The organism is Sutcliffiella horikoshii, assembly GCF_008180725.1.
Lineage (GTDB): Bacteria > Bacillota > Bacilli > Bacillales > Bacillaceae_I > Sutcliffiella_A > Sutcliffiella_A horikoshii_B.
Genome location: NZ_VTEV01000003.1, coordinates 419,276 through 439,913 on the forward strand (window position 1 = coordinate 419,276; position 20,638 = coordinate 439,913).

Consider the following 20,638-nt stretch of genomic DNA (forward strand, 5'->3'; position numbering starts at 1 on the left):
AGACTATTCACTTTTTCCAATAATGGCGGTCCGTCTGGTTTTTTCTGCTACCTCTTCTGGATCCACTTTAATACGGGCAACTCCTGTTTCCATTGCAGCTTTTGCGACAGCTGCTGCCACAGCAGGAGCTACACGTGGGTCAAAAGGAGCTGGAATGACATAATCATCACTTAGCTCATCATCAGATACCAGGCTTGCAATGGCTTCGACTGCAGCTATTTTCATTTGTTCGTTAATATGAGTGGCCCTTACATCAAGCGCACCACGGAATATTCCTGGAAAAGCCAAGACATTATTTACTTGGTTAGGGAAATCCGAACGTCCAGTCCCTACCACACTGGCACCTGCAAGCTTTGCTTCTGCCGGCATGATTTCCGGGTTTGGGTTGGCCATGGCAAAGATGATGGCATCCTTGTTCATGCTTTCAATCATCGCTTGTGTCAAAGCACCTTCAACAGACACCCCTATGAACACATCAGCGTTTTTCATAACATCAGCCAATGTCCCTTCCACTCTGCTACGGTTTGTATAGGTAGCCACTTCGGCTTTTACACTATTCATTCCATAAGGGCGCCCCTCATAGATGGCACCTTTAGAATCACACATCGTAATATCCCTTACACCATATCGATATAATAATTTGATGATGGCAATTCCTGCTGCACCTGCACCATTCGCCACCACTTTAATTTCTCCGATATTCTTTTTCACTAGCTTGAGGGCATTTACTAGGCCTGCGACCGTTACAATTGCTGTACCGTGTTGATCGTCATGGAAAATAGGGATATTTGTTTCTTTCTTCAGACGCTCTTCCACAACGAAACAGTTTGGAGCAGCGATATCCTCAAGATTCACTCCTCCAAAAGTAGGCTCAAGAAGCTTCACCGTTTCCACAATTTTATCTACATCCGTCGTGTTCAAGCAAATCGGAAATGCATCCACTCCAGCAAAGCTTTTGAACAATACCGCTTTTCCTTCCATTACCGGTAAAGCTGCTTCAGGACCGATGTTGCCTAGTCCCAATACTGCTGTCCCATCAGAAACGACAGCTACCATATTGCCCTTCATCGTATAATCATAGACTTTGTTTTTATCATCATAAATTGCTTTACACGGCTCAGCTACTCCAGGAGAATATGCCAGGCTTAAATCCTTAGCATTTCTTACGGGAACTTTTGATTTTGACTCCAATTTCCCCTGGTGAATCTTGTGCATATGTAATGCTTCTTCTTTTAAAGACATGATACATGTCCCCCCTGCTATTTTTGTCATCCTCATTACCTTTATTACAGTAGGATCTTGTGATGACTTCCATTTAATATATTTACCATTTCATTATACTAAAAAAAACAAGGAAAAGGTGGTCTGACCACCTCCTTGTTAACTATATCATAATATTAATCATTGTAAAGATTTTTTAAACACTACATTCTCATCGCCAAGGATGGTTTTCAGCTTGAGCAAACATTCTTCGGTAGGTGTTACATACAAGGACGGCTGAAGCTTTATCGTTTTTTTCGCTTGCGTATAATGGACATACACTGTTGATGGGCCATGATGCGTTTTTAGCACTTTTTGCAGATGTTGAAACACTTCTTGCTCATGTTTTTCTTCGTCAATTTGTAAAAAAAGATCACCAATTAAATGTGCATATTGTTCTATCAGTGTATCAATTTCGATGATATTTTTTATGATCAGCTGTACTTTCCCTTCCCGTTCTTCCAGATTTCCTTCTACCATTAACGTTTCCCCAGTTTTCAACAGATGAGAAAATCGTTTATAAAGTTCAGGAAACGCTACAGCTTCTAAGTCACCCGATTGATCAGAAAGAGTAAGGAATGCCATGAGATCTCCCTTTTTCGTTCGAATAACCCGTTCATTTGATATGAAACTTCCGACTCTCACCTTTTTCGATGTTGTGGACGGAAGGTCAAGAATAAGGGACGCACCACCGAGCTGAAAGTAAGCTGCAAAAGGTTCTGTCGGATGTTTGGAAAGATAAAAGCCCAAGGCATCTTTCTCTAATTGCAATTGTTCCGTCAATTGTAACGGTTCCACCTTTACATACTTCGGTTTAATATTGAATTCTTCTTCTAAGAAAAAGTCAATTTGATCGTCATCTGAAGGCATGACAAGTTCTGCATGTTGCATGGCTACATCCAAAGTTGCTAGAAGCGTAGCCCTGTCCTCCCCAAACTCGTCCATGCTCCCACCAAAGATCAGCATTTCGATCGTCTTCCGATTGATTTTGGAAGAAGCCCTGTTGCAAAAATCAAATAGATCACTAAAAGGCTTTTTTCTCCGCTCCTCTATTAGAGCTTTTATAGCCTGCACTCCCACTCCTTTAATCGTTAACAAACTGAAGCGTATACCTGCCTCTTCCACCTGAAATGCAATTCCACTTTTATTGATCGAGGGTGGAAGGACTTGTATGCCTTTCCGTTTTGTTTCCGTGATATATTGAGAGAGTTTCTGCTCACTTCCCATCACACTGGAAAGAAGTGTCGCCATGAAAATTTTTGGGTAGTTTGCCTTTAGGTAGGCAAGCTCATAAGATATCATACTGTAGGCAACAGCATGACTTCGGTTAAATCCATAGTCGGCAAATCGGACAATCAAATCATAGACATAGTTGGCAACCTTCTCCTCATAGCCTTTTTTCAGGCATCCATCCACAAAATGCGCTCTTTCTTTTGCCAAAACTTCTTTCTTTTTCTTTCCTACCGCTCTTCTTAACAAATCTGCTTCGCCTAAAGAGAATCCTGCCATTACGGCCGCGATTTGCATGATTTGCTCTTGATACACAATAACCCCAAACGTCTTCTCCAAAATAGGAATCAGGTCTGGATGCGGATATTCCACTTTTTTCAGTCCGTGCTTACGTTCAATAAACAAAGGAATTTGTTCCATTGGACCCGGCCGGTACAGGGCGTTAACCGCCACGATATCTTCTAGGTTTGAAGGCTTAAGCTTTGTTAGAACCTTTCTCATCCCAGGTGACTCTAGTTGAAAGATCCCGGACGTATCGCCTTCACTTAAAAGGCGGAAGGTTGCTGCATCATCAAGCGGGATTTCTTCCATGTGGTGATTTGTTTCTTTTTTCACTTGATAACGGATGCTTTGAATCATTGTTAAGTTTCTCAGTCCAAGAAAGTCCATCTTAAGCAACCCAAGCTCCTCAAGGGTTTCCATCGTGTATTGAGTGAGGTAAATGTCTTGTTGACCAGCTTGTATCGGAATTAATTCTGTTAGAGGCTTATGGGTAATGACCACCCCTGCTGCATGTGTAGAAGAATGACGAGGTAGCCCCTCCATTTTCTGCGCTGTTTGAAAGGCACGCTTTCTTTCCTTTGTCTCGTTTATCGCTCTTTGCAATTTTTCATTCTCTTGATATGCCTCATCAAGCGTAATACCAGGCCTTGATGGGATCATCTTAGAAATCATCTCAAGTTCTTTCCCTGAAAGGTTTAAAACCTTAGCAACATCCCGCCATGCCGCCTTTGCAGCCAAAGTACCAAATGTGATGATTTGGGCAACATGGAGCTCTCCGTACTTTTCCGCCACATAACGAATGACCTCATCACGCTTATTATCTTGAAAATCGATATCAATATCCGGCATGGTGATACGCTCAGGGTTAAGAAACCTTTCAAAAAGAAGATCATGTGCAATCGGATCCACATCAGTGATGAAAAGGGAATAAGCGACCAATGAACCAGCAGCAGAACCACGGCCGGGTCCAGTCAAGATCCCTGCATTTCTGGCAAAATACATAAAGTCCCAAACAATTAAAAAGTAGTCACTGAACTTCATCCCTTTAATTACTTGAAGCTCATAGGACAGGCGAGCCTTATACTCTTCAGACGGTTCCCCGATCCTTTTTTGAAGTCCTTCCCAGCAGGTCTTTTCTAAATAATCGTCTGCAGTCTCCCCCTCAGGAACCGGATAACTTGGGAGAGCGGCTTGCCCAAACTCCAGATCCACGTGACATTGGTTACTAATCTTCCAAGTATTCTCCAATGCATCCGGGATATCTTCAAATAACTGTGTCATTTCATTAGATGCCCGTAGATAATCTGGAGCCTCTTTAGGCAGGGATTCAAGCTTCGTGCCTTGTTTGATGCTGCGTAAACACTCGTAAACAAAGACATCCTCTTTGAAAAGATAATGCACTTTGCTTAAGGCCACGATTGGCAACTCGCTATGTCTTTTCCGTGTAGCTTCTGAACGTTCATGTGCGAGAATGGAATTGCGATCAATCCCCAGATATACACAATCTTGCTCAAACATTTCAAGGTATTCTTCCGCAGTTTGCGCTTCTTTGTGCGCAAGTTCGGACTCGGAACCAGACAAAATTGCAATCAGTCCTTTGGTATAATGCTTCAACCATCTTTTCGGAACCCCTTGAGGCGATTTGGTCTGCACCACACTTGATAACTTCATTAGGTTCGTAAATCCCTGGTTATTTTTCGCCAAAAGAATGACAGGATACCTTGACTCCTCGTCCTTCTCATCCGACAAGACAGAAAGCGTCAGACCAATAATCGGCTTAATGTTTGCGGCTTTACAAGTTTTATAAAAATCCACAGCCCCATACATCACATCTTCGTCTGTAAGCGTAAGGGACTTTAAACCAAGCTCATTGGCACGTTCAACAAGCTTAGAAAACCGGACAGAACTGTTCAAAAGACTATAACTGCTTTTTATATGTAAATGAACCACACTCATTAATCATCACACCTTATTTAACGCTTCCATTTTATATATTCATTATAGGGTTTATACTGTTCCAAACACAATGAAGAAACTTCTCCATTAACATCACATACTTACAACTTCCTGTCCATATATATGAATAAGGACAGAAAGGATGATGAAAATGGACGTAAAAGATCCATTCGTCGCTACCCTTATTTTCAGTTTTTTCATTGCAGTCGGGGTAATACTTGGAGGAGCAATCATCGGTGGAATTGCCGCATTTCTAGTAGGGGATCCACCCTTGACGAGAATGTGGAGCTTGGCCAAAAGTTTGAAGATATGGGCAATCGTAGCTGCAATCGGAGGTACATTTGATACTTTTTATAATCTGGAAAAAGGATTGTTCAACGGCGAAACAAAATTCTTAGTAAAACAATTGCTATTAATTATCTCCGCAACCGGTGGCGCCCAAACCGGCGCACTCATTATCAGCTGGCTCACACAGGAGACTTTATAACATGAGGGTTCCTCCATATAACCGCGATCCCGGGTGGCAACGTTTTTTTTCCGGAGTGGTGTTGGGTGCAATCGTAGGCTGGCTGATATTCATGCTTATGTACGGCGTCACTTTGGAAAAGAATATCGGCGATCTCATTAAATATAAGGAAGAAGTGAGAAGCTACAAAAACAGAATTCATATTCTGACAGAGGACAATGATAAATTAAAAGAGGAAAAAGACCAATTAAAAATAGAAGATTTTAAAATATCCATCATTAATCATGAAAAGTACATGCTCAACTCGTTCAGCCGTTCCTCCATCATTGCAAGGATTACAGAGGATCTTAACGACCAGGTTTCTAAAGATGTCGCGAGCATTAAAGACAATCGTCAATTGCTTATAAAAGTCATTGAAAACAAAAGCTACACACTTGATGACAAACGATACTACTTCGAGGTCGACTTTCTTTATATAGACACGACGATTGAAATGGACTTGTTAATTGTGAAAATGGAATGAGGAGAGGAAGCGACTGCCTATTGTTGTAGCCACTTCCTCTTTTACTTTCCTACTCCCCTTGCAATTGTGCTCGGGAAGCTTCGATAAGGTCAGCGAGAACATGGTCCGCCTCTTCCCATTTATAGATAGATGCCCCTGACGCCAACGGATGACCTCCACCGTTGTACTTCTTGGCAATTTCATTGACGATCGTCCCTTTCGAACGAAGCCTCACCCTGATCTGATCTGCTTCTTCAATAAAGAAAGCCCACGCCTTAATCCCTTCGATGTTACCAAGCATCCCAACCAATTGTGACGCCTCAGAAGGAAGAGCGTTATATCGTTGCAAAATATCAGGTGTAATCTTCATCGAAGCAATCCCATTCTCATGCATGGAGAAATTCTCAAGCACAAATCCGCTAAGTTTGGCAATGTGCAACTTCGTTCGGTACAGCTCATCATAAAGCTCTGTCATAGAGAATCCGTAGCTCAATAGTTCACTCGCATATTGAAATGTCTTCGTATTGGTGCTTTGGAAAAGGAATCTCCCCGTATCTCCAATTATACCCGCGAATATAAGTCTTGCAGCTTCCTTTGTCATCACCCATCCCTGGTTTTTCCCGGCAAGATACAATTCGTATATCATTTCACTCGTCGAACTCGAATCCGTATCCACCCACATCAAATCCCCGTATCTGTCCTCATTCGGATGATGGTCTATCTTTATCCACTTAGCCGCCAACTTGTAGCGTTTATCACAGATACGATCCGTATTGGCCGTATCACAGACAATCACAAGCGCCCCATCGTAACTGGAGTCCGGGATCTCATCAAGCTTGCTCAAGAAATTTAACGACTCCTCCGCTTCTCCAACGCGATACACCTTTTTTTCCGGATAACTCTCCTTAATCAACTCAGCCAATCCACATTGCGACCCATACGCATCTGGGTCCGGCCTAACATGACGGTGAATAATGACCGTATCATGCGCCTTAATTTCATCGATAATCTGCTGCCTCATCGTATGTAACCCTCTTTCACCTGTTTCTTTTCTTTTATTTAATCACAGTTTCCCTGGTTCTCAAAGAAATATCATTTTCGTGGAAAAGTAGAATTTTGTTCACGAACACGTTACAATATAGCTTGTATGCGTATGGTAAAATATTAACTATCATGTTTGAATTATAAAGGAGTGTGTCCTTTTGGCTATTTTTGTTTTTCTCATTATCTTTTCATTAATGTTCTACTTAATGTATAAAGTAAAATACTTCCGCACCCAATTGCCAGCCGAAAAGAAATGGCTAAGTGCAAAATCCAGCATCGCTCTGGGAAGTTTCGTTTTCTTTTTTGGCGTTAATTCTCTCATTAATCCACTATCCACGGTTGCCATCGTTGTCGGAATAATCTTGTTGGTTGTAGGATTAGGAAGCATCTGGGCGGGCTACAAAGCCTACCGTTTCTACCTGCCATTTGCCATAGAAGAAGCAGAAGCAGTGAAGGAAGCAGAAATGAAAGAGAAGACAGTTACGGATTGAGGTTGAGTGGAGAGTCGTTCCTTTTTGGGGGCGGCTTTTTTGTTTGATTTATAATTTGAACTGAGTCAGTAGGTATTTGCGGCCTTTGTTGGTCCCCTGTACCGGGAGTTCCAAGGAATTTAAAAGATAGTTTGCTACACTTGGTGAAGGAAGCAGAAGGAAGTCTCTTATTATTCTGTTGGTTATCATATTACCAACTAGTAACTTATAATCCATGAGATTCTCTATATGAGCCGTTTTAGAATACAATCCGCAATTTCTACAAATCCAATTCCCTTGTTTTTGTAGCATAGGCAGGTATGCACAACCTGGACAAACAACTCCCTTTTTAAGTTCATGATATGGAATTCCATAGTACTTTAACAAAGAAAATTCATCTGGTGTATGCTTTTTAATAAGAACCTTTGCTATTTTTCTAAAGTTGGATTTGTCAAGTAATGGAGGGTATTTAAAATTATCAATAGTTTGTAGCTTATTTGGAAGGTTTGTATGAAAGGTGACTTTTTTCATTAACGATGGGGTCGCTTTAGTTAAGGTGGCATTCGAGTGAGTAAGAACTATTTGGCTAGCTATCGGTAAGGGTGGAAAATTATTTTTATCCAACCATAGAGAAAGTTGATATCTTTGCCGTTCAACCTGAGACAACGGATCACCAAACTTTTCCTTCTCTTCCCCTCTATGCCTAATCAATTGATTTGTCGTCTCATCAAATTCCAAGGTACCAGAAATATACTTCGAGTCTAAAATTAGGCAATATGCTGGAGTTATCAATAGTGTATCCATTTGAAAGAATCGATTTAGGGGATCCTCTATACGAAGTCCGTGTAATAATTGGGAGTTTTTATTGGGAAGGAAAGTGAGGTAATAATCAAGTGCTTTTTCTCCGACAAATCCGTAATGCAATCTAGCGTGTTCCTTCTCTATTTGTTTATATTGCGGGTGCTCGAGGGGAACTCTTCTCATTGCAGCTTCCAATGTTAATAGTCTTACTGACTTTTCTCGTGGTTTCTTTATCATTTCATCTCTCCTTAATATGACCTGTAGGATATAATTCGATAAAGAGGCATAAAATCCTTCAAGAGTGTGGAATTTGCGGAGAGATATTTGGGATATCGAGAAAAATCGGATTATATCAAGAATTCTAGGGATATATCAATAAATTTTGGGATATATCAATAAATTTCAACTTTTATCAAGAAAAAATACAATATATCAAGAAATCGAGAAGTTACGACAAAATCCGCACCCCTCCCCCAGCCCCACCACCAAAAGCCCTTCAACACTTTAATCTTTGCCCTTGACCTTCGTTCTCCGCCAAACCACAAAAAAGCCCCCACCCCATAAGGTGAGAGCGTTCCACGCCTTTACCGCGCGTCCCTTAATCAAACCAGCTACTGTATCAACTGCACCATCATCATTGCCTTGCCCACAACATTGCCTTCGTGATAAACTTCCACATCTACTTTACCGAACTTACGGCCGACCTCGAGTACTTTCGGACGAATCTCAATCGTGCTGTCAATCTGTACTGGCCTGATAAAATAAATCGTGATGTTCTCCACGACCATATCACTCTTTTTCACATTACGGATCACACGCTTAGCTGCTTCCGTCACAATCGTTGTGAATACTCCGTATGAAATCGTTCCGACCGAGTTGGTCATCTGTGGGGTCACTTCACTTTGGTAAGCCTCTTCCCCTTTTGATTCTGTGACATCCATAAATTGATTGGTCACGATGTCATCAAGGGTTTCACCGACCTGCGGCTGCCTTTGGATCATCTGCAACGCCTTCAATACGTCCTGACGGCTGATGATTCCTAGTAGACGGTGGTTCGGGTCAACAACAGGCAGCATCTCGATCCCTTCCCACACCATGATATGGGCTGCGGATGCGACAGAAGTCTTCCCATTAACGGTAATTGGATTTTTTGTCATTACTTTTTCAATAGGCGTCGAAGAATCCTTCCCTAGAACATCCTTAGAAGTAACCACACCCTGCACCTTCAAGTTTTTATCAATAATTGGAAAGCGGCTGTGCTTGATTTCTTCATTTACCCTATACCACTCTGCAATCGTGTCCTCCGTTGTTAAATAAGTCGTCGCTTCGATTGGTGTCAAAATATCCTCGACCAACACAATTTCCTTTTTGATCAACTGATCATAGATGGCACGGTTAATCAATGTTGCAACAGTGAACGTGTCATAGCTGCTGGAGATGATCGGAAGTTTCATTTCATCGGCTAATCGCTTTACCTCATCATCAGTATCAAATCCACCGGTAATCAACACCGCTGCACCAGCTTCGATGGCAAGCTTATGGGCGTTGTAGCGGTTTCCGACAATCAACAAATTGCCAGCTTCCGTATATCGCATCATCGCCTCTAGTTTCATCGCACCAATGACAAATTTGTTCAATGTCTTATGAAGTCCTTCTCTGCCACCAAGAACTTGTCCATCCACAATGTTGACCACTTCGGCAAATGTCAGCTTTTCGATATTCTCTTTCTTTTTCCGCTCAATACGAATAGTACCAACGCGTTCGATGGTACTAACATATCCTTTATTTTCGGCATCCTTAATCGCTCTGTATGCCGTACCTTCACTCACCGTCAATGCCTTGGCAATTTGTCGTACTGATATTTTTTCTCCAATAGGAAGTTCTTCAATATATTGGAGAATCTGTTCATGCTTTGTCACACTCTTCACCCGTCCACATAGTTATTTGTACCTTTATTATACGGGTGTTAGAGCTTGTATTCAACGTGTTTACTGATATTGACGCAATCGGACCTTTTTGACCTCTGCCAATTTCGCTTTTCGGACCATACGGTTTCGCTTTGGCAAATACATGATTGCTGCAATATTACCTCCAACTGCCATTAAGGCTAGCACCAGCCATGCAACGCCAAACCATCCTGCAAGACCATCTTCGGTCACCGGCAAACGCGGAACTGCAACGTATAGCATGGCACCGATACACAATAACGATAATAAAAGTCTATTCTTCAACACTTGACACTCCTTCCAAACTCGATAGCTTGTATCAAGTATATTCGGCACAATAAAAAAAAGAAGCAAATCTGCTTCTTTTTTAAAAGCCACTATAAATCTATAGCTTCCCCTACTTCTAGCACTCTCCCCACACCTTCAGGAAGTTTGGAAACAAACTCATGTGGATTTTGTTCAATGACAGGGAACGTATTAAAATGAATTGGTACTACTGTTGAAGCATCCAACCACTTTGCAGCCAACACCGCATCATCCGGACCCATCGTGAAATTATCCCCAATTGGAAGGAAGGCCACATCAATATTATTTAACTCGCCGATTAGCTTCATATCAGAAAATAGTGCTGTATCTCCGGCATGGAAAATCGTCTTCCCATCAATGGTCAACAAGATTCCACTCGGCATTCCTGTATAGACAATCGTTTTCGTTTCATAATCTGTATAGCTAGAGCCATGAAAAGCCTGCGTCAGTTTCACCTTACCAAAATCGAACTCATGCGCTCCGCCAATATGCATTTCATGTACCTTCACGCCTTGCCACCCTAAATATTCGGCAAGTTCAAATGGCGCTACCACCAGCGCATCATTCTTCAAGGCAAGGTCAATCGTATCCCCAACATGGTCATTGTGTCCGTGTGTTAAAAGAATTACATCCACTTTTACGTCTTCTGCTGTTAAATTTGTCAAGCCATTTCCCGTAATAAACGGATCAAAAAGAATGGTCTTTCCGTTAGCCTCTACTTTTACTACAGAATGTCCATGATAGGAAACCTTCATTCTAACAACCTCTCCTTCTCCAACTTAAATTCTTCCACCCAGTTAATCTTCTCTTTTTTAACCAAAAATCCTTCTAATAAAATTTACACAAGTATGATTCCCTGATACTCTTAATGTAAACGTATTAAACTTCGTAACTAGAAGTAATTTATCCAATAAAGGAGTGGCTGATTTGAAAGAACATCGTCTGCAACAACTGGTGGAATGGCTGAAACAGGAGGACTTGTCCGGTTGTTTCTTAACGTCTACCCCGAACATATTTTACATAAGTGGTTTTTACACAGATCCACACGAAAGGCTGTTGGGACTAGTTGCTTTCCCAAACAGCGAGCCTGCGATTGTCTGTCCGAATATGGAAGTCGAGCAGGTGAAGAAAACCGGTTGGGCCTACGGCATTGTGGGTTACAACGACACGGACGATCCGTGGCAAAAAGTCCAAGAGTATGTGAATCAACAAGGTTTAAGTATAGAAAAGCTGGCAGTTGAGCAGGAACATATGACTGTGGCTCGTTTACATAAGTTAGAGGAGATTTTCCCGGGCGTAAAACTTGCCGCTGCAGAAGATAAGATGTATCAGCTTCGTCTAGTAAAAGATGAAGAAGAGGTTTCCATCTTGAGAGAAGCAGCTAAACTTGCTGATTTCGGAGTGGAAGTTGGAGTTCATCATCTAAAAAAAGGTGTTACCGAGCAGGAGCTTGTTGCCACCATCGAGTATGAGCTAAAGAAAAAGGGCATCAGCCAAATGTCCTTTTCAACCATGGCGCTGACAGGATTAAAAACCGCCGCTCCTCATGGGAAGCCAGGCTTGGATCAAGTGAAGGAAGGAGACCTTGTGTTATTTGACCTTGGTGTTGTATTGAATGGATATTGTTCAGATATCACAAGAACGGTTGCCTTTGGTAGTGTGGACGAACAACAGCAGGAAATCTATGAAACCGTATTGAAAGCACAGCTTGCTGCCGTGGATATTTGTAAACCAGGAGTGGAAATAGGGCAGATTGATCGAACAGCTCGTTCCATCATAACGGAAAGTGGATTTGGAGAATTTTTCACCCACCGCATTGGTCACGGACTTGGAATTGAAGTACACGAGTATCCATCCATGAATGAAACTAATTCAATGAAACTTCAAAAAGGAATGGCATTTACGATTGAGCCTGGAATCTATAAACCAGGAGTCGGTGGTGTACGAATCGAGGATGATATTCTAGTAACGGACGGCGGAATCGAATTGTTAACAAGCTATCCAAAAGACCTACAAATCATTAAGCCATAATAAGAAAAACAGGTACCCAATTTGAAAGGGTACCTGTTTTTATAATCATTAGTTTTTCACTAAAAGATTACCTGCACTCTCATATGCCAAGCCATGAGACTCTGCCACTGCCGCATATGTTACATAACCGTCAAGCGTGTTAATACCTTTTAGTAACGCTTCATTATCTAAGCATGCTTGTTTGTAGCCTTTGTTTGCAATTTGCACCGCATAAGGTACCGTTACATTCGTTAATGCGATTGTGGATGTTCGCGGAACTGCACCTGGCATGTTTGCAACTGCATAATGAACAACTTCATGTTTCACATATGTTGGGTCATCATGCGTGGTGATGCGATCTGTCGTTTCAAAAATTCCACCCTGGTCGATAGCGATATCCACCACAACAGATCCTGCACCCATGGATTGAATCATTTCCTCTGACACAAGCTTCGGCGCTTTGGCACCTGGAATAAGTACCGCTCCAATGACAAGATCAGATTCTTTTACTGCGATTTCAAGGTTCAACGGGTTACTCATTAGCGTCTGGATGTCTTTACCGAAAATATCATCCAGCTGACGAAGACGATCTGGGTTTAAGTCAAGGATGGTCACATCCGCACCAAGTCCGATTGCCATCTTCGCAGCATTCGTACCAGCGACACCTCCACCGATAATCGTTACCTTCCCGCGGCGAACACCAGGAACACCACCTAATAGGATACCTTTGCCACCTTTGATTTTCTCAAGGAATTGAGCTCCAATTTGTGTAGCCATACGACCGGCTACTTCACTCATTGGTGTTAATAATGGCAGCGAGCCATTTGGAAGTTGAACGGTTTCATAAGCAATTCCCACTACTTTGTTATCAATAAGTGCTTTTGTTAACTCAGGTTCTGGAGCAAGGTGAAGATACGTGAAAAGGATTAACCCCTCACGGAAATAGCTGTACTCAGAAGGAAGTGGCTCTTTCACCTTCATGACCATGTCCATGGACCATGCTTCTTCTGCTGTTTCCACCATTTTCGCACCAGCTTGTACATACTGCTCATCCGTAAAGCCAGATCCGATCCCAGCTTCTTTTTCTATGTATACTTCATGTCCGAAGCCAACAAGGTTCACTACCCCTGCAGGTGTCATCGCAACACGGTTTTCATTGTTTTTTATCTCTCTAGGTACTCCAATTCTCATGGATTAAATACCTCCCTCATCATAATCACAAAGCGTTAAGACGTAACTAATATAACATTAAACTAGAAAATGTAAAATAGTTTTTTAAGCATTTTTGTAAGCGCTTTAAAACAGGCGGAATTATCAATATTATCTAAATTTAATGATGAAAAATACTTGGATTAACGAAATCGGTTGATAACATCTACTCCCCCAGTTACTTCCAGAACGGCTCCTGTAATCATATCAGAGTTTTCTTCACATAAAAATTCAATTGCCCTTGCAATATCTTCCCCTGTCCCGGAACGGCCGACAGGGGTATCCTTAGAATCCTCCAACTCTCTGGACTGATCAATGGTCGCTTCTTTCATTTCCCCCACAATATTACCTGGGCAGACCATATTGGCCGTGATGCCATGTTCTGCTTCTTCAATAGCAATGGATTTTGTCAGCGATACAAGTCCAGCCTTCGCTGCTGCAAAAGCAGATCGATAAATCCAACCTGGAGATGATTCGGCCCCTTGAAAACCGTATGTAATAATGCGCCCGAATCTTTGTTCCCTCATAACAGGGATGGTTTTACGGAAAAGGTGGAAAACGGCACTAAGATTTCCTTCTATCATTTCATACCATTCATCATCCGAGTAATCAGCCAATTTTTTACGTTCAAAAATATAAGGTCCTGCGTTATTGATTAAAAAATCAATTCTACCGAAGCGTTGGATCACTTCGTCTATGAATTGCTGCATCTGTTCTTTTTTCGTTACGTCTCCTTGAAAAAAATGCAGTCTGTTTTCTCCGATGTGGCTCCATTCTTCTTTAAATTTTTCAATAGCTTCTGTGTCATTTCTATAATTTATTGAAACAGAACATCCTTTTATCAACAGCTGTTCCGTCACTTTTTTTCCAAGTCCTTTGGAACCAGCTGTTATTACGGCATGTCTCAAACTGGATTCCCCCTTAATAGAATTGCTTACCTCTATATTTTCTTGTAAATTCATTAAATTTACAACATATAACCCGTTAAGATACGATAAAATGATTGTTAGGTACACGAAAGAAAGGAGTATGACCTTCTCATGTCTAAAGCACAAACTGTGGCACTTCCTCCTCAAAGCCGGATAGAGCGGTTCGGTTTAGATGCCGTTCCACAAGAATTAAGGCAAACACGTTGGTATGAATATTTAATTATACAGGTTGCATTTTCGGTCAATGCGGGAAATTTCCTTGTCCCTGCACTTGCTGTAATTCAAGGGGGTCTCAACTTTTATGCAGCCTTTATCTCCACTATATTTGGCGCAATACTCGCCTTTTTATTTGTTTCTTATTTATCATTGCCTGGTGCGGAGCGGGGAATTCCTTCTCAATTTGCCATACGGTCTATCATTGGCATAAAGGGATCCAGGTATATCTCCTCCCCCATTCGCACCCTCACGTCTCTCTACTGGTTCTCTGTACAGACCATAGGCGGTACGTTGGTGGTACAATTTATTCTTGAGAGAGCATTTCAGTTTTCATTGCCATTTTACATAATTGCCATGTTATTAGCCTTCATCATGAGCGGCCTTGCACTTGTCGGATTTGATGCTGTAAAAAGGGCAACCAAGTACTTTATGCCATGGCTGATTCTCGGGCAGCTAGTAATGCTATATCTTTTGCTCACTAAAGGAATGAGTGTGGAATCTGCTGTAAAAGTAGATGGTGGGTGGAACCTTCCGACCATGGGCTTTTTTGCAAGTCTTGCTTTTGTTCAATATGTATCTGGTGTGTCTTCTTCAGCAGATGTGACGAGGTACGCCATTACTTCCAGACAGGGATTCTGGGGGTTGTTTACCGGAAATGCCCTAGGCTTTATTCTTACTGCTTTTTTCGGAGCTTACACAGCCAGTCTGACAGGAAATTATAATCCGTTTATTGCAACCAGCGAAATGACCAACTCCGGTCTATTAACCGCGATCATTTTAGGTGCGGCCATATTATCGATGGTTTCCATCAACTTAAGCAATGCCTATACAGGTGGATTCAGTTTATTGAATTCTTTACCCCAACTTGGAAGAATAAAAAGTAGCATATTTTTTGGAGCTGCTGGAATACTATTATCCCTATCACCTGCATTGGTGGAAGAAGCAGAAAAATATATATCTTTTATTGGGGCATTCGTCATCCCTTTATCCGCTGTCATTATCACTGATTTTCTATTTATAAAAAGGAAGCAAATTGACATTAGTGAGGGGTTACCTTCCTATAACAAAATCGCTTTTATTTGTATTGGAATTGGAATAGGCGTTTATTTACTTTTGCCCGAAAACTTATCCCCTGGTTTCTTGGCTTTCCTTTTTACAGGAGTTATTTATTTATTCTTTATAAAAAAATCACAAAAACAGGTGCCCTTTTGACGGCACCTGTTTTTCTTATTCGTGGGAAGTATGTTCACTTTCTCCTTCTACCGGTTGGTATGCGTTTGAACTGTATTGCTGTCCAACTACTCCGCTTGAATATGCATCCGTAATTTGATTGTGAACCTCATTTACCGCATTATCATCATAAGAGAAAACTTCTTTTGGATCTTTTTTCTTCATAGTGGTTTCCACCTTTCAACTAAGTATCCATTCTAGTTTGCGTCGCGTGACAAACATTTAAAGGTGGAAAAAATTACAGGGTAAATGGATAGAATGTTCTTGTTAGTTATTATACAATGAGTAAAAACGGGGAGAAAAGGAAGGAAGTAGCGATGTTTTCTTTTGTAAAAGATCCAAGGCTTGGAATATCTTTGCCACAGCTGGATTTAGAATGGACTCAATATAACAAAGAAACACAGCAGGATATCTTATTAAAGTGGGAAAAGATACGCGGGAGTATACCGGACCGGATTAAAGAGTTAGAAGGAGAAATTAATGATAAGCAGGCTCAATTGAATGATGAAGCAGATTTTGAACGGTCATGCGAACTAAATTCGGAGATTGCTGGTCACGCTAGTGTTATCAATGATTTATGGCTTTGGTATCGAATGAACCAGCATGTTTCATCATCTAAAATACACTCATAAAAGACGAATATCCGCTATGGATATTCGTCTTTTTCTTGGACACCTCTTTTGCTCCAAGCAACTGCTATATTTTCCATATTACATTAAAACATCTCACATTCCGATTCATCTAGTTCTCCGTTTTCTACTAGGTGTCTCATCATGTAGTAGTAATGGGAAAATTCTGAGACTTCTTTGGTCCAGTAATAGTTGGTTCCTGCTGCGGTTATCATGCCGAGAAACGGGACATTGTTTACTTTTTTACGTCCTATTATTGCGACAAATAATAATTTAATCAGGTGCATTAAAGGTTGTTGTAGCCATACGGTCGGATGATCTTTATCTGTTAACACGTCAAAATAATGATCAACATCCTGTCCAAGTTCACTTTTCAATGTTTCCCAACGCTCATGCTGATATTTTTTTGGAATGGTCGCACCATAGAATAATTGTAATGACTTTACCATTTCAACCGGCGTACTTGCCCTATAGCCGTAAGACATCGCAATTAGCTGTGTAGTACGAATATTTAGTGCCGCAAAAGCTGGGATGTCAATGGCAAGGGTAGACAGTTTTGCCGTTCCTGTCATCCCACCCTGAACCACCGAATAAAGCTTTTGCGTGGCAATCTGTTGCTCGGCGATGAATGCTTTTTGTGATAAGGGCAGTTCTCGTATATCTTCAATCCTTTTAATGTCATCCCTATAGCTACGTGCCATATGGACAATCCGTTCTTCTGCTTGCTGTTGGAAGGAAGACTGCTGAATGATGCCGTGTAAATGAAATAACCATGTGTCGATTTGGGCAAAAAATACCTGCTTTTTATCGTCTGACAGTAGATCGAAGGCCTTGTCCACCCAATGATCCAGTGTATCTGAAAATTGGGATGGTTCGTATGTATATAGTTTTTCTTCCCATTGTGAAAGTTTATGTTTCCATTGTTCTTCCTGACTTCTATTGGACACAATTCTTCCCCTCACTTTTCCAACTGCTAGTTTTCTCCATTATACCATAGTAATTCTGTACAAAAAAACAGTCCCCGATCTGTTGAATTAAACTGATCGGGGACTGAAAATTATAATGCTATTTTCATTACATCTCTTGCAATCATTACTTCTTCATTCGTAGGAATGACGATGACTTTAACTGGAGAGTGCGGGTAGTTAATAAATGCTTCTTTACCACGAACCTTGTTCAATGCTGGATCCCAGTAAACGCCCATAAACTCAAGTCCTTGAAGAACTCTTGCACGGATAACATCACTGTTCTCACCAATACCTGCAGTAAAGATGATTGCGTCCACTCCGTACATTCTTGCAGCATAGGAACCAATATATTTATGGATACGACCTGCGAATACTTCTAATGCAAGTTCAGCACGCTCGTTACCTTCAGTTGCAGCAGATTCAATATCACGAAGATCACTGGAGAATCCTGAAACTCCAAGGATACCACTGCGTTTGTTCAATACTTCTAATACTTCATCGGCTGTCTTGCCTGTTTTCTCCATGATGAATGGAATCAAAGCCGGGTCAATATTACCAGAGCGAGTTCCCATTGCTACACCTGCAAGCGGTGTGAAGCCCATGGAAGTATCAATGGATTTTCCGCCTTCGATTGCCGCAATACTGGCACCGTTCCCAAGGTGACAAGAAATCAGGCGAAGTTGCTCAACCGGTCTGCCAAGTAATTCTGCAGCACGCTCGGAAACATATTTATGAGAGGTACCATGGAAACCATATTTACGGATGCCATAGTCTTCATAGTACTCGTAAGGCAAGCTATAAAGGAATGATTTTTCCGGCATGGATTGATGGAATGCTGTATCAAAAACAGCCACAGCCGGTACATTCGGAAGAATTTCCTTGAATGCTTTAATTCCTACGAGGTTTGCCGGGTTATGAAGTGGTGCAAGCTCTGAAAGTTCTTCTAATTGACCTAACACTTCATCTGTAATTAGGACAGAATCATTGAACTTCTCTCCACCATGTACAACACGGTGTCCTATTCCTGTGATTTCATCAAAGCTTTTGATGATGTTAAGGTCGATTAGTTTTTTCAATAAAATTTTAACAGCTACCCCGTGTTCTGGAATGTCTGTGATTTCTGTTACTTTTTCACCGTTCACAGAGATGGTGAAAACAGCATCGTTTAAGCCGATACGTTCCACTAACCCTTTTGTAATAACATTTTCACTAGGCATTTCGAACAATTGAAATTTAAGAGAAGAGCTTCCTGCATTTATTGCAATAACTTTTGACATGACGATACGTACAACTCCTTTTATATGGTCACACTTGGATGGATGATTAAATGTTTTTACACTCTACCTATCTTGTGCAAAGTTCCGATATTATATATACCTTTTTCATTTAAACACCGTGATACTGCATTTGCAAGAGGCTTCCCTATATGGTAACGCTTACCTTATATATTCGTTATTTTCTGAAGAATAGCATAGTTATTTTGTATTCTTTTTCTCAGAGAACCAGTGGTTGATTTGAGCCATGATTTTTTCCATTGCCTGCATGTTGGAGAAGCTTGGCAGGTTTACTAATAGAGCTTCTTTAGGAGGCTCAATGCCTATTCCTTTTTTCTGCAAAACAAGGATGCTTTTTGCATGGTTTTTGTTTTGGAACATGGTTTCCGGAAGTTGAAGCATACCTTGAATATACGCTTCATCTTTTATTAGAGAGTTGACTCTTTTGGCTTCCTCTTCTTCAAACATAGAGTTTGGAACCAAGAATAACAGGTGTCCGCCTGGTTTGGTGTAACGCAAACCTTGTTCGATGAAAAGATAATGTGCATAGGAATGGCCTTCTTCTGCTTTTAACTTGAAGTTGGCAGCATTGTTATCGTCAGGATAATAGCCAACCGGAAGGTCACTCACTACCACATCAACTGGCTCTACAAATAAGTTGCTTAAGCCATCTTGGTTGAATAAACTGATTGCCTGCTCTTGCAGGTTGGCGTTATTATAGGCAAGCTTCACTAACAGGTCGTCCACATCCACACCAAATGCCTCTAGTTTTTTGTTAGGCTGGTGGTTAAGGACAGCTGTAAGAAGGTTTCCTGTACCGATGGCAGGATCCAACATTGTCATCTGTTGCAGATGTGAGGTGTATTTTCCGACGAGGTATCCCATAAACATCGCGATCGCATCAGGAGTCATTTGGTGATTAGCTTGAACGGCATCTTTCATTCCTTTAAGGATTGCTAGTTGGAACCCTTTTCTGATTTCTTCTTTTTGAAGGGAAGCGATGTGTTGTTTGCTGTATTCTTTTTCAAGTCTGCGTTTGGTCACTTCTGATACTTCTTCTTGGATGACTGCTCCGTGGAAGAGGTTTTCTGCAGTTTCTGCTAGTGCTTCTAGGTATGTACAGTCTAGTTCTTCTTGTAGGATTTGTGCGGTTGTATCAAATAAGGAAAATGTATTTTCTAGTTTTGTTATGGACATTGTGCCACTCCTTTTCTTGGGGAACTGCTCCCAACCAATTTTCAGTATTCCTATTTTACATGGAGATTGGGCAAAAATAAAGCAGACTGCTATTATCACAGTCTGCTCGTCTTGGTGCAATGATTTTGAGTAAGGTATTATTCAGCGGATTTTACTGCTTCGATTGCCGCTTCGTAGTTAGGGTGGTCAGTACCTTCCCCTACGTATTCAACGTAAGTTACTTTGTCGTTGGAGTCCACAACAAACGTAGAGCGGGCAAGTAGACGTAGTTCTTGCATAAGTACGCCGTATGCTTCACCGAAAGAAGCATCACGGTGGTCAGATACTACCTCAACATTGTCAAGCCCACTAGCTGCACACCAGCGTTTTTGAGCGAAAGGCAAGTCCATGCTAACTGTAATAACTTTAACGTTATCAAGCTTTGCTGCCTCTTCGTTAAACTTACGGGTTTGTTGATCACATACCCCTGTATCAATGGAAGGGACTACGCTGATTAGTTTCTTGAATCCTTTGTAGTTTTCCAATGTTACTGGAGATAGGTCGTTTGCAAGAACGGAGAAGTTTGGAGCCTGGTCGCCCACTTTCACTTCGCTTCCAAGTAGTGTCATTGGGTTACCTTTAAATGTTACGTTTGCCATGTTAATTTCCCTCCTCAAATTGTATGTACACTTGTAATAATAGCTATGTTTTTTTAGTTTTGCAATTAATCAATC

Annotated in this window: 20 protein-coding genes; 6 read left to right on the forward strand and 14 right to left on the reverse strand. The window is 41.3% G+C overall.

The genetic code is table 11. From position 1 onward, the window contains the following. Positions 1 to 3: 3 nt before the first annotated feature. Together FZC76_RS08970 and dnaE are read right to left on the reverse strand one after the other, a co-directional pair. Entirely contained in the window at positions 4 to 1,242 is a 1,239-nt protein-coding gene (locus FZC76_RS08970; RefSeq protein ID WP_148987878.1) for an NAD(P)-dependent malic enzyme, read from the reverse strand. Between the two features lie 159 nt (positions 1,243 to 1,401). After that, a complete protein-coding gene (gene dnaE, locus FZC76_RS08975) occupies positions 1,402 to 4,728 on the reverse strand; it encodes a DNA polymerase III subunit alpha (RefSeq protein WP_148987879.1) in 3,327 nt (1,108 codons plus the stop codon). A 151-nt stretch (positions 4,729 to 4,879) separates the two neighbouring features. On the opposite strand from dnaE, the gene FZC76_RS08980 reads away from it, so the two are divergent. Both FZC76_RS08980 and ytrI read left to right on the forward strand, forming a co-directional pair. Then, positions 4,880 to 5,215, forward strand: coding sequence for a YtrH family sporulation protein (locus FZC76_RS08980; protein WP_010195627.1), 336 nt, complete (start codon positions 4,880 to 4,882; stop codon positions 5,213 to 5,215). Between the two features lies 1 nt (position 5,216). Beyond that, positions 5,217 to 5,717, forward strand: a complete 501-nt coding sequence (gene ytrI, locus FZC76_RS08985; RefSeq protein ID WP_148987880.1) for a sporulation membrane protein YtrI — start codon at positions 5,217 to 5,219, stop codon at positions 5,715 to 5,717. A 49-nt stretch (positions 5,718 to 5,766) separates the two neighbouring features. On the opposite strand, the gene FZC76_RS08990 is transcribed toward ytrI, so the two are convergent. After that, complete coding sequence (locus FZC76_RS08990; protein WP_148987881.1) at positions 5,767 to 6,717, reverse strand: DHH family phosphoesterase; 951 nt, start codon at positions 6,715 to 6,717, stop codon at positions 5,767 to 5,769. Positions 6,718 to 6,898: 181 nt separating this feature from the next. Between FZC76_RS08990 and FZC76_RS08995 the strand changes: the two genes are divergently transcribed. Continuing rightward, on the forward strand, positions 6,899 to 7,231 hold the full coding sequence (locus FZC76_RS08995; RefSeq protein ID WP_148979694.1) for a YtpI family protein: 333 nt from the start codon (positions 6,899 to 6,901) through the stop codon (positions 7,229 to 7,231). A 48-nt stretch (positions 7,232 to 7,279) separates the two neighbouring features. Here the strand turns inward: FZC76_RS08995 and FZC76_RS09000 are convergent, their stop codons facing one another. From FZC76_RS09000 to FZC76_RS09015, 4 genes are all read right to left on the reverse strand, one after another. Beyond that, positions 7,280 to 8,248, reverse strand: coding sequence for a nuclease-related domain-containing protein (locus tag FZC76_RS09000; protein ID WP_148987882.1), 969 nt, complete (start codon positions 8,246 to 8,248; stop codon positions 7,280 to 7,282). Between the two features lie 374 nt (positions 8,249 to 8,622). Next, complete coding sequence (locus tag FZC76_RS09005; RefSeq protein ID WP_148987883.1) at positions 8,623 to 9,930, reverse strand: CBS domain-containing protein; 1,308 nt, start codon at positions 9,928 to 9,930, stop codon at positions 8,623 to 8,625. A 69-nt stretch (positions 9,931 to 9,999) separates the two neighbouring features. Then, complete coding sequence (locus FZC76_RS09010) at positions 10,000 to 10,242, reverse strand: hypothetical protein (RefSeq protein ID WP_187442002.1); 243 nt, start codon at positions 10,240 to 10,242, stop codon at positions 10,000 to 10,002. Positions 10,243 to 10,334: 92 nt separating this feature from the next. Next, positions 10,335 to 11,018, reverse strand: a complete 684-nt coding sequence (locus FZC76_RS09015; RefSeq protein WP_148987884.1) for a metal-dependent hydrolase — start codon at positions 11,016 to 11,018, stop codon at positions 10,335 to 10,337. A 172-nt stretch (positions 11,019 to 11,190) separates the two neighbouring features. Between FZC76_RS09015 and FZC76_RS09020 the strand changes: the two genes are divergently transcribed. Beyond that, complete coding sequence (locus FZC76_RS09020) at positions 11,191 to 12,294, forward strand: M24 family metallopeptidase (RefSeq protein ID WP_148987885.1); 1,104 nt, start codon at positions 11,191 to 11,193, stop codon at positions 12,292 to 12,294. A 48-nt stretch (positions 12,295 to 12,342) separates the two neighbouring features. On the opposite strand, the gene ald is transcribed toward FZC76_RS09020, so the two are convergent. Then, on the reverse strand, positions 12,343 to 13,464 hold the full coding sequence (gene ald, locus FZC76_RS09025) for an alanine dehydrogenase (RefSeq protein ID WP_148987886.1): 1,122 nt from the start codon (positions 13,462 to 13,464) through the stop codon (positions 12,343 to 12,345). A 161-nt stretch (positions 13,465 to 13,625) separates the two neighbouring features. Then, complete coding sequence (locus FZC76_RS09030; RefSeq protein ID WP_187442003.1) at positions 13,626 to 14,444, reverse strand: SDR family oxidoreductase; 819 nt, start codon at positions 14,442 to 14,444, stop codon at positions 13,626 to 13,628. Between the two features lie 78 nt (positions 14,445 to 14,522). Here FZC76_RS09030 and FZC76_RS09035 point away from each other — a divergent pair, with 78 nt between their 5' ends. Then, positions 14,523 to 15,839, forward strand: a complete 1,317-nt coding sequence (locus FZC76_RS09035) for a purine-cytosine permease family protein (protein ID WP_148987888.1) — start codon at positions 14,523 to 14,525, stop codon at positions 15,837 to 15,839. Between the two features lie 15 nt (positions 15,840 to 15,854). On the opposite strand, the gene FZC76_RS22970 is transcribed toward FZC76_RS09035, so the two are convergent. Then, positions 15,855 to 16,022 carry a hypothetical protein gene (locus tag FZC76_RS22970; RefSeq protein WP_187442004.1) on the reverse strand — a complete coding sequence of 56 codons (168 nt, stop codon included), beginning with the start codon at positions 16,020 to 16,022 and terminating at the stop codon, positions 15,855 to 15,857. Between the two features lie 152 nt (positions 16,023 to 16,174). On the opposite strand from FZC76_RS22970, the gene FZC76_RS09040 reads away from it, so the two are divergent. Continuing rightward, on the forward strand, positions 16,175 to 16,489 hold the full coding sequence (locus FZC76_RS09040) for a hypothetical protein (protein ID WP_148987889.1): 315 nt from the start codon (positions 16,175 to 16,177) through the stop codon (positions 16,487 to 16,489). Positions 16,490 to 16,572: 83 nt separating this feature from the next. Here FZC76_RS09040 and FZC76_RS09045 read toward each other — a convergent pair whose 3' ends face one another. The 4 genes from FZC76_RS09045 to tpx form a co-directional block, all read right to left on the reverse strand. After that, on the reverse strand, positions 16,573 to 17,433 hold the full coding sequence (locus FZC76_RS09045) for an EcsC family protein (RefSeq protein ID WP_187442005.1): 861 nt from the start codon (positions 17,431 to 17,433) through the stop codon (positions 16,573 to 16,575). 110 nt (positions 17,434 to 17,543) lie between these two features. After that, on the reverse strand, positions 17,544 to 18,731 hold the full coding sequence (locus FZC76_RS09050; RefSeq protein WP_148987891.1) for an acetate kinase: 1,188 nt from the start codon (positions 18,729 to 18,731) through the stop codon (positions 17,544 to 17,546). Between the two features lie 198 nt (positions 18,732 to 18,929). Continuing rightward, complete coding sequence (locus FZC76_RS09055; protein ID WP_148987892.1) at positions 18,930 to 19,925, reverse strand: class I SAM-dependent methyltransferase; 996 nt, start codon at positions 19,923 to 19,925, stop codon at positions 18,930 to 18,932. 137 nt (positions 19,926 to 20,062) lie between these two features. Beyond that, entirely contained in the window at positions 20,063 to 20,563 is a 501-nt protein-coding gene (gene tpx, locus FZC76_RS09060; protein WP_148987893.1) for a thiol peroxidase, read from the reverse strand. Between the last annotated feature and the right edge of the window lie 75 nt (positions 20,564 to 20,638).

Coding starts and splice junctions, on each gene's coding strand:
- FZC76_RS08990 (WP_148987881.1), bottom strand. CDS start 6,717: ATGAGGCAGCAGATTATCGATGAAATTAAGGCGCATGATACGGTCATT.
- FZC76_RS09035 (WP_148987888.1), top strand. CDS start 14,523: ATGTCTAAAGCACAAACTGTGGCACTTCCTCCTCAAAGCCGGATAGAG.
- FZC76_RS09040 (WP_148987889.1), top strand. CDS start 16,175: ATGTTTTCTTTTGTAAAAGATCCAAGGCTTGGAATATCTTTGCCACAG.
- tpx (WP_148987893.1), bottom strand. CDS start 20,563: ATGGCAAACGTAACATTTAAAGGTAACCCAATGACACTACTTGGAAGC.
- FZC76_RS08970 (WP_148987878.1), bottom strand. CDS start 1,242: ATGTCTTTAAAAGAAGAAGCATTACATATGCACAAGATTCACCAGGGG.
- ald (WP_148987886.1), bottom strand. CDS start 13,464: ATGAGAATTGGAGTACCTAGAGAGATAAAAAACAATGAAAACCGTGTT.
- ytrI (WP_148987880.1), top strand. CDS start 5,217: ATGAGGGTTCCTCCATATAACCGCGATCCCGGGTGGCAACGTTTTTTT.
- FZC76_RS09030 (WP_187442003.1), bottom strand. CDS start 14,444: ATGAATTTACAAGAAAATATAGAGGTAAGCAATTCTATTAAGGGGGAA.
- dnaE (WP_148987879.1), bottom strand. CDS start 4,728: ATGAGTGTGGTTCATTTACATATAAAAAGCAGTTATAGTCTTTTGAAC.
- FZC76_RS09055 (WP_148987892.1), bottom strand. CDS start 19,925: ATGTCCATAACAAAACTAGAAAATACATTTTCCTTATTTGATACAACC.
- FZC76_RS09000 (WP_148987882.1), bottom strand. CDS start 8,248: ATGATAAAGAAACCACGAGAAAAGTCAGTAAGACTATTAACATTGGAA.
- FZC76_RS09050 (WP_148987891.1), bottom strand. CDS start 18,731: ATGTCAAAAGTTATTGCAATAAATGCAGGAAGCTCTTCTCTTAAATTT.
- FZC76_RS08980 (WP_010195627.1), top strand. CDS start 4,880: ATGGACGTAAAAGATCCATTCGTCGCTACCCTTATTTTCAGTTTTTTC.
- FZC76_RS09015 (WP_148987884.1), bottom strand. CDS start 11,018: ATGAAGGTTTCCTATCATGGACATTCTGTAGTAAAAGTAGAGGCTAAC.
- FZC76_RS22970 (WP_187442004.1), bottom strand. CDS start 16,022: ATGAAGAAAAAAGATCCAAAAGAAGTTTTCTCTTATGATGATAATGCG.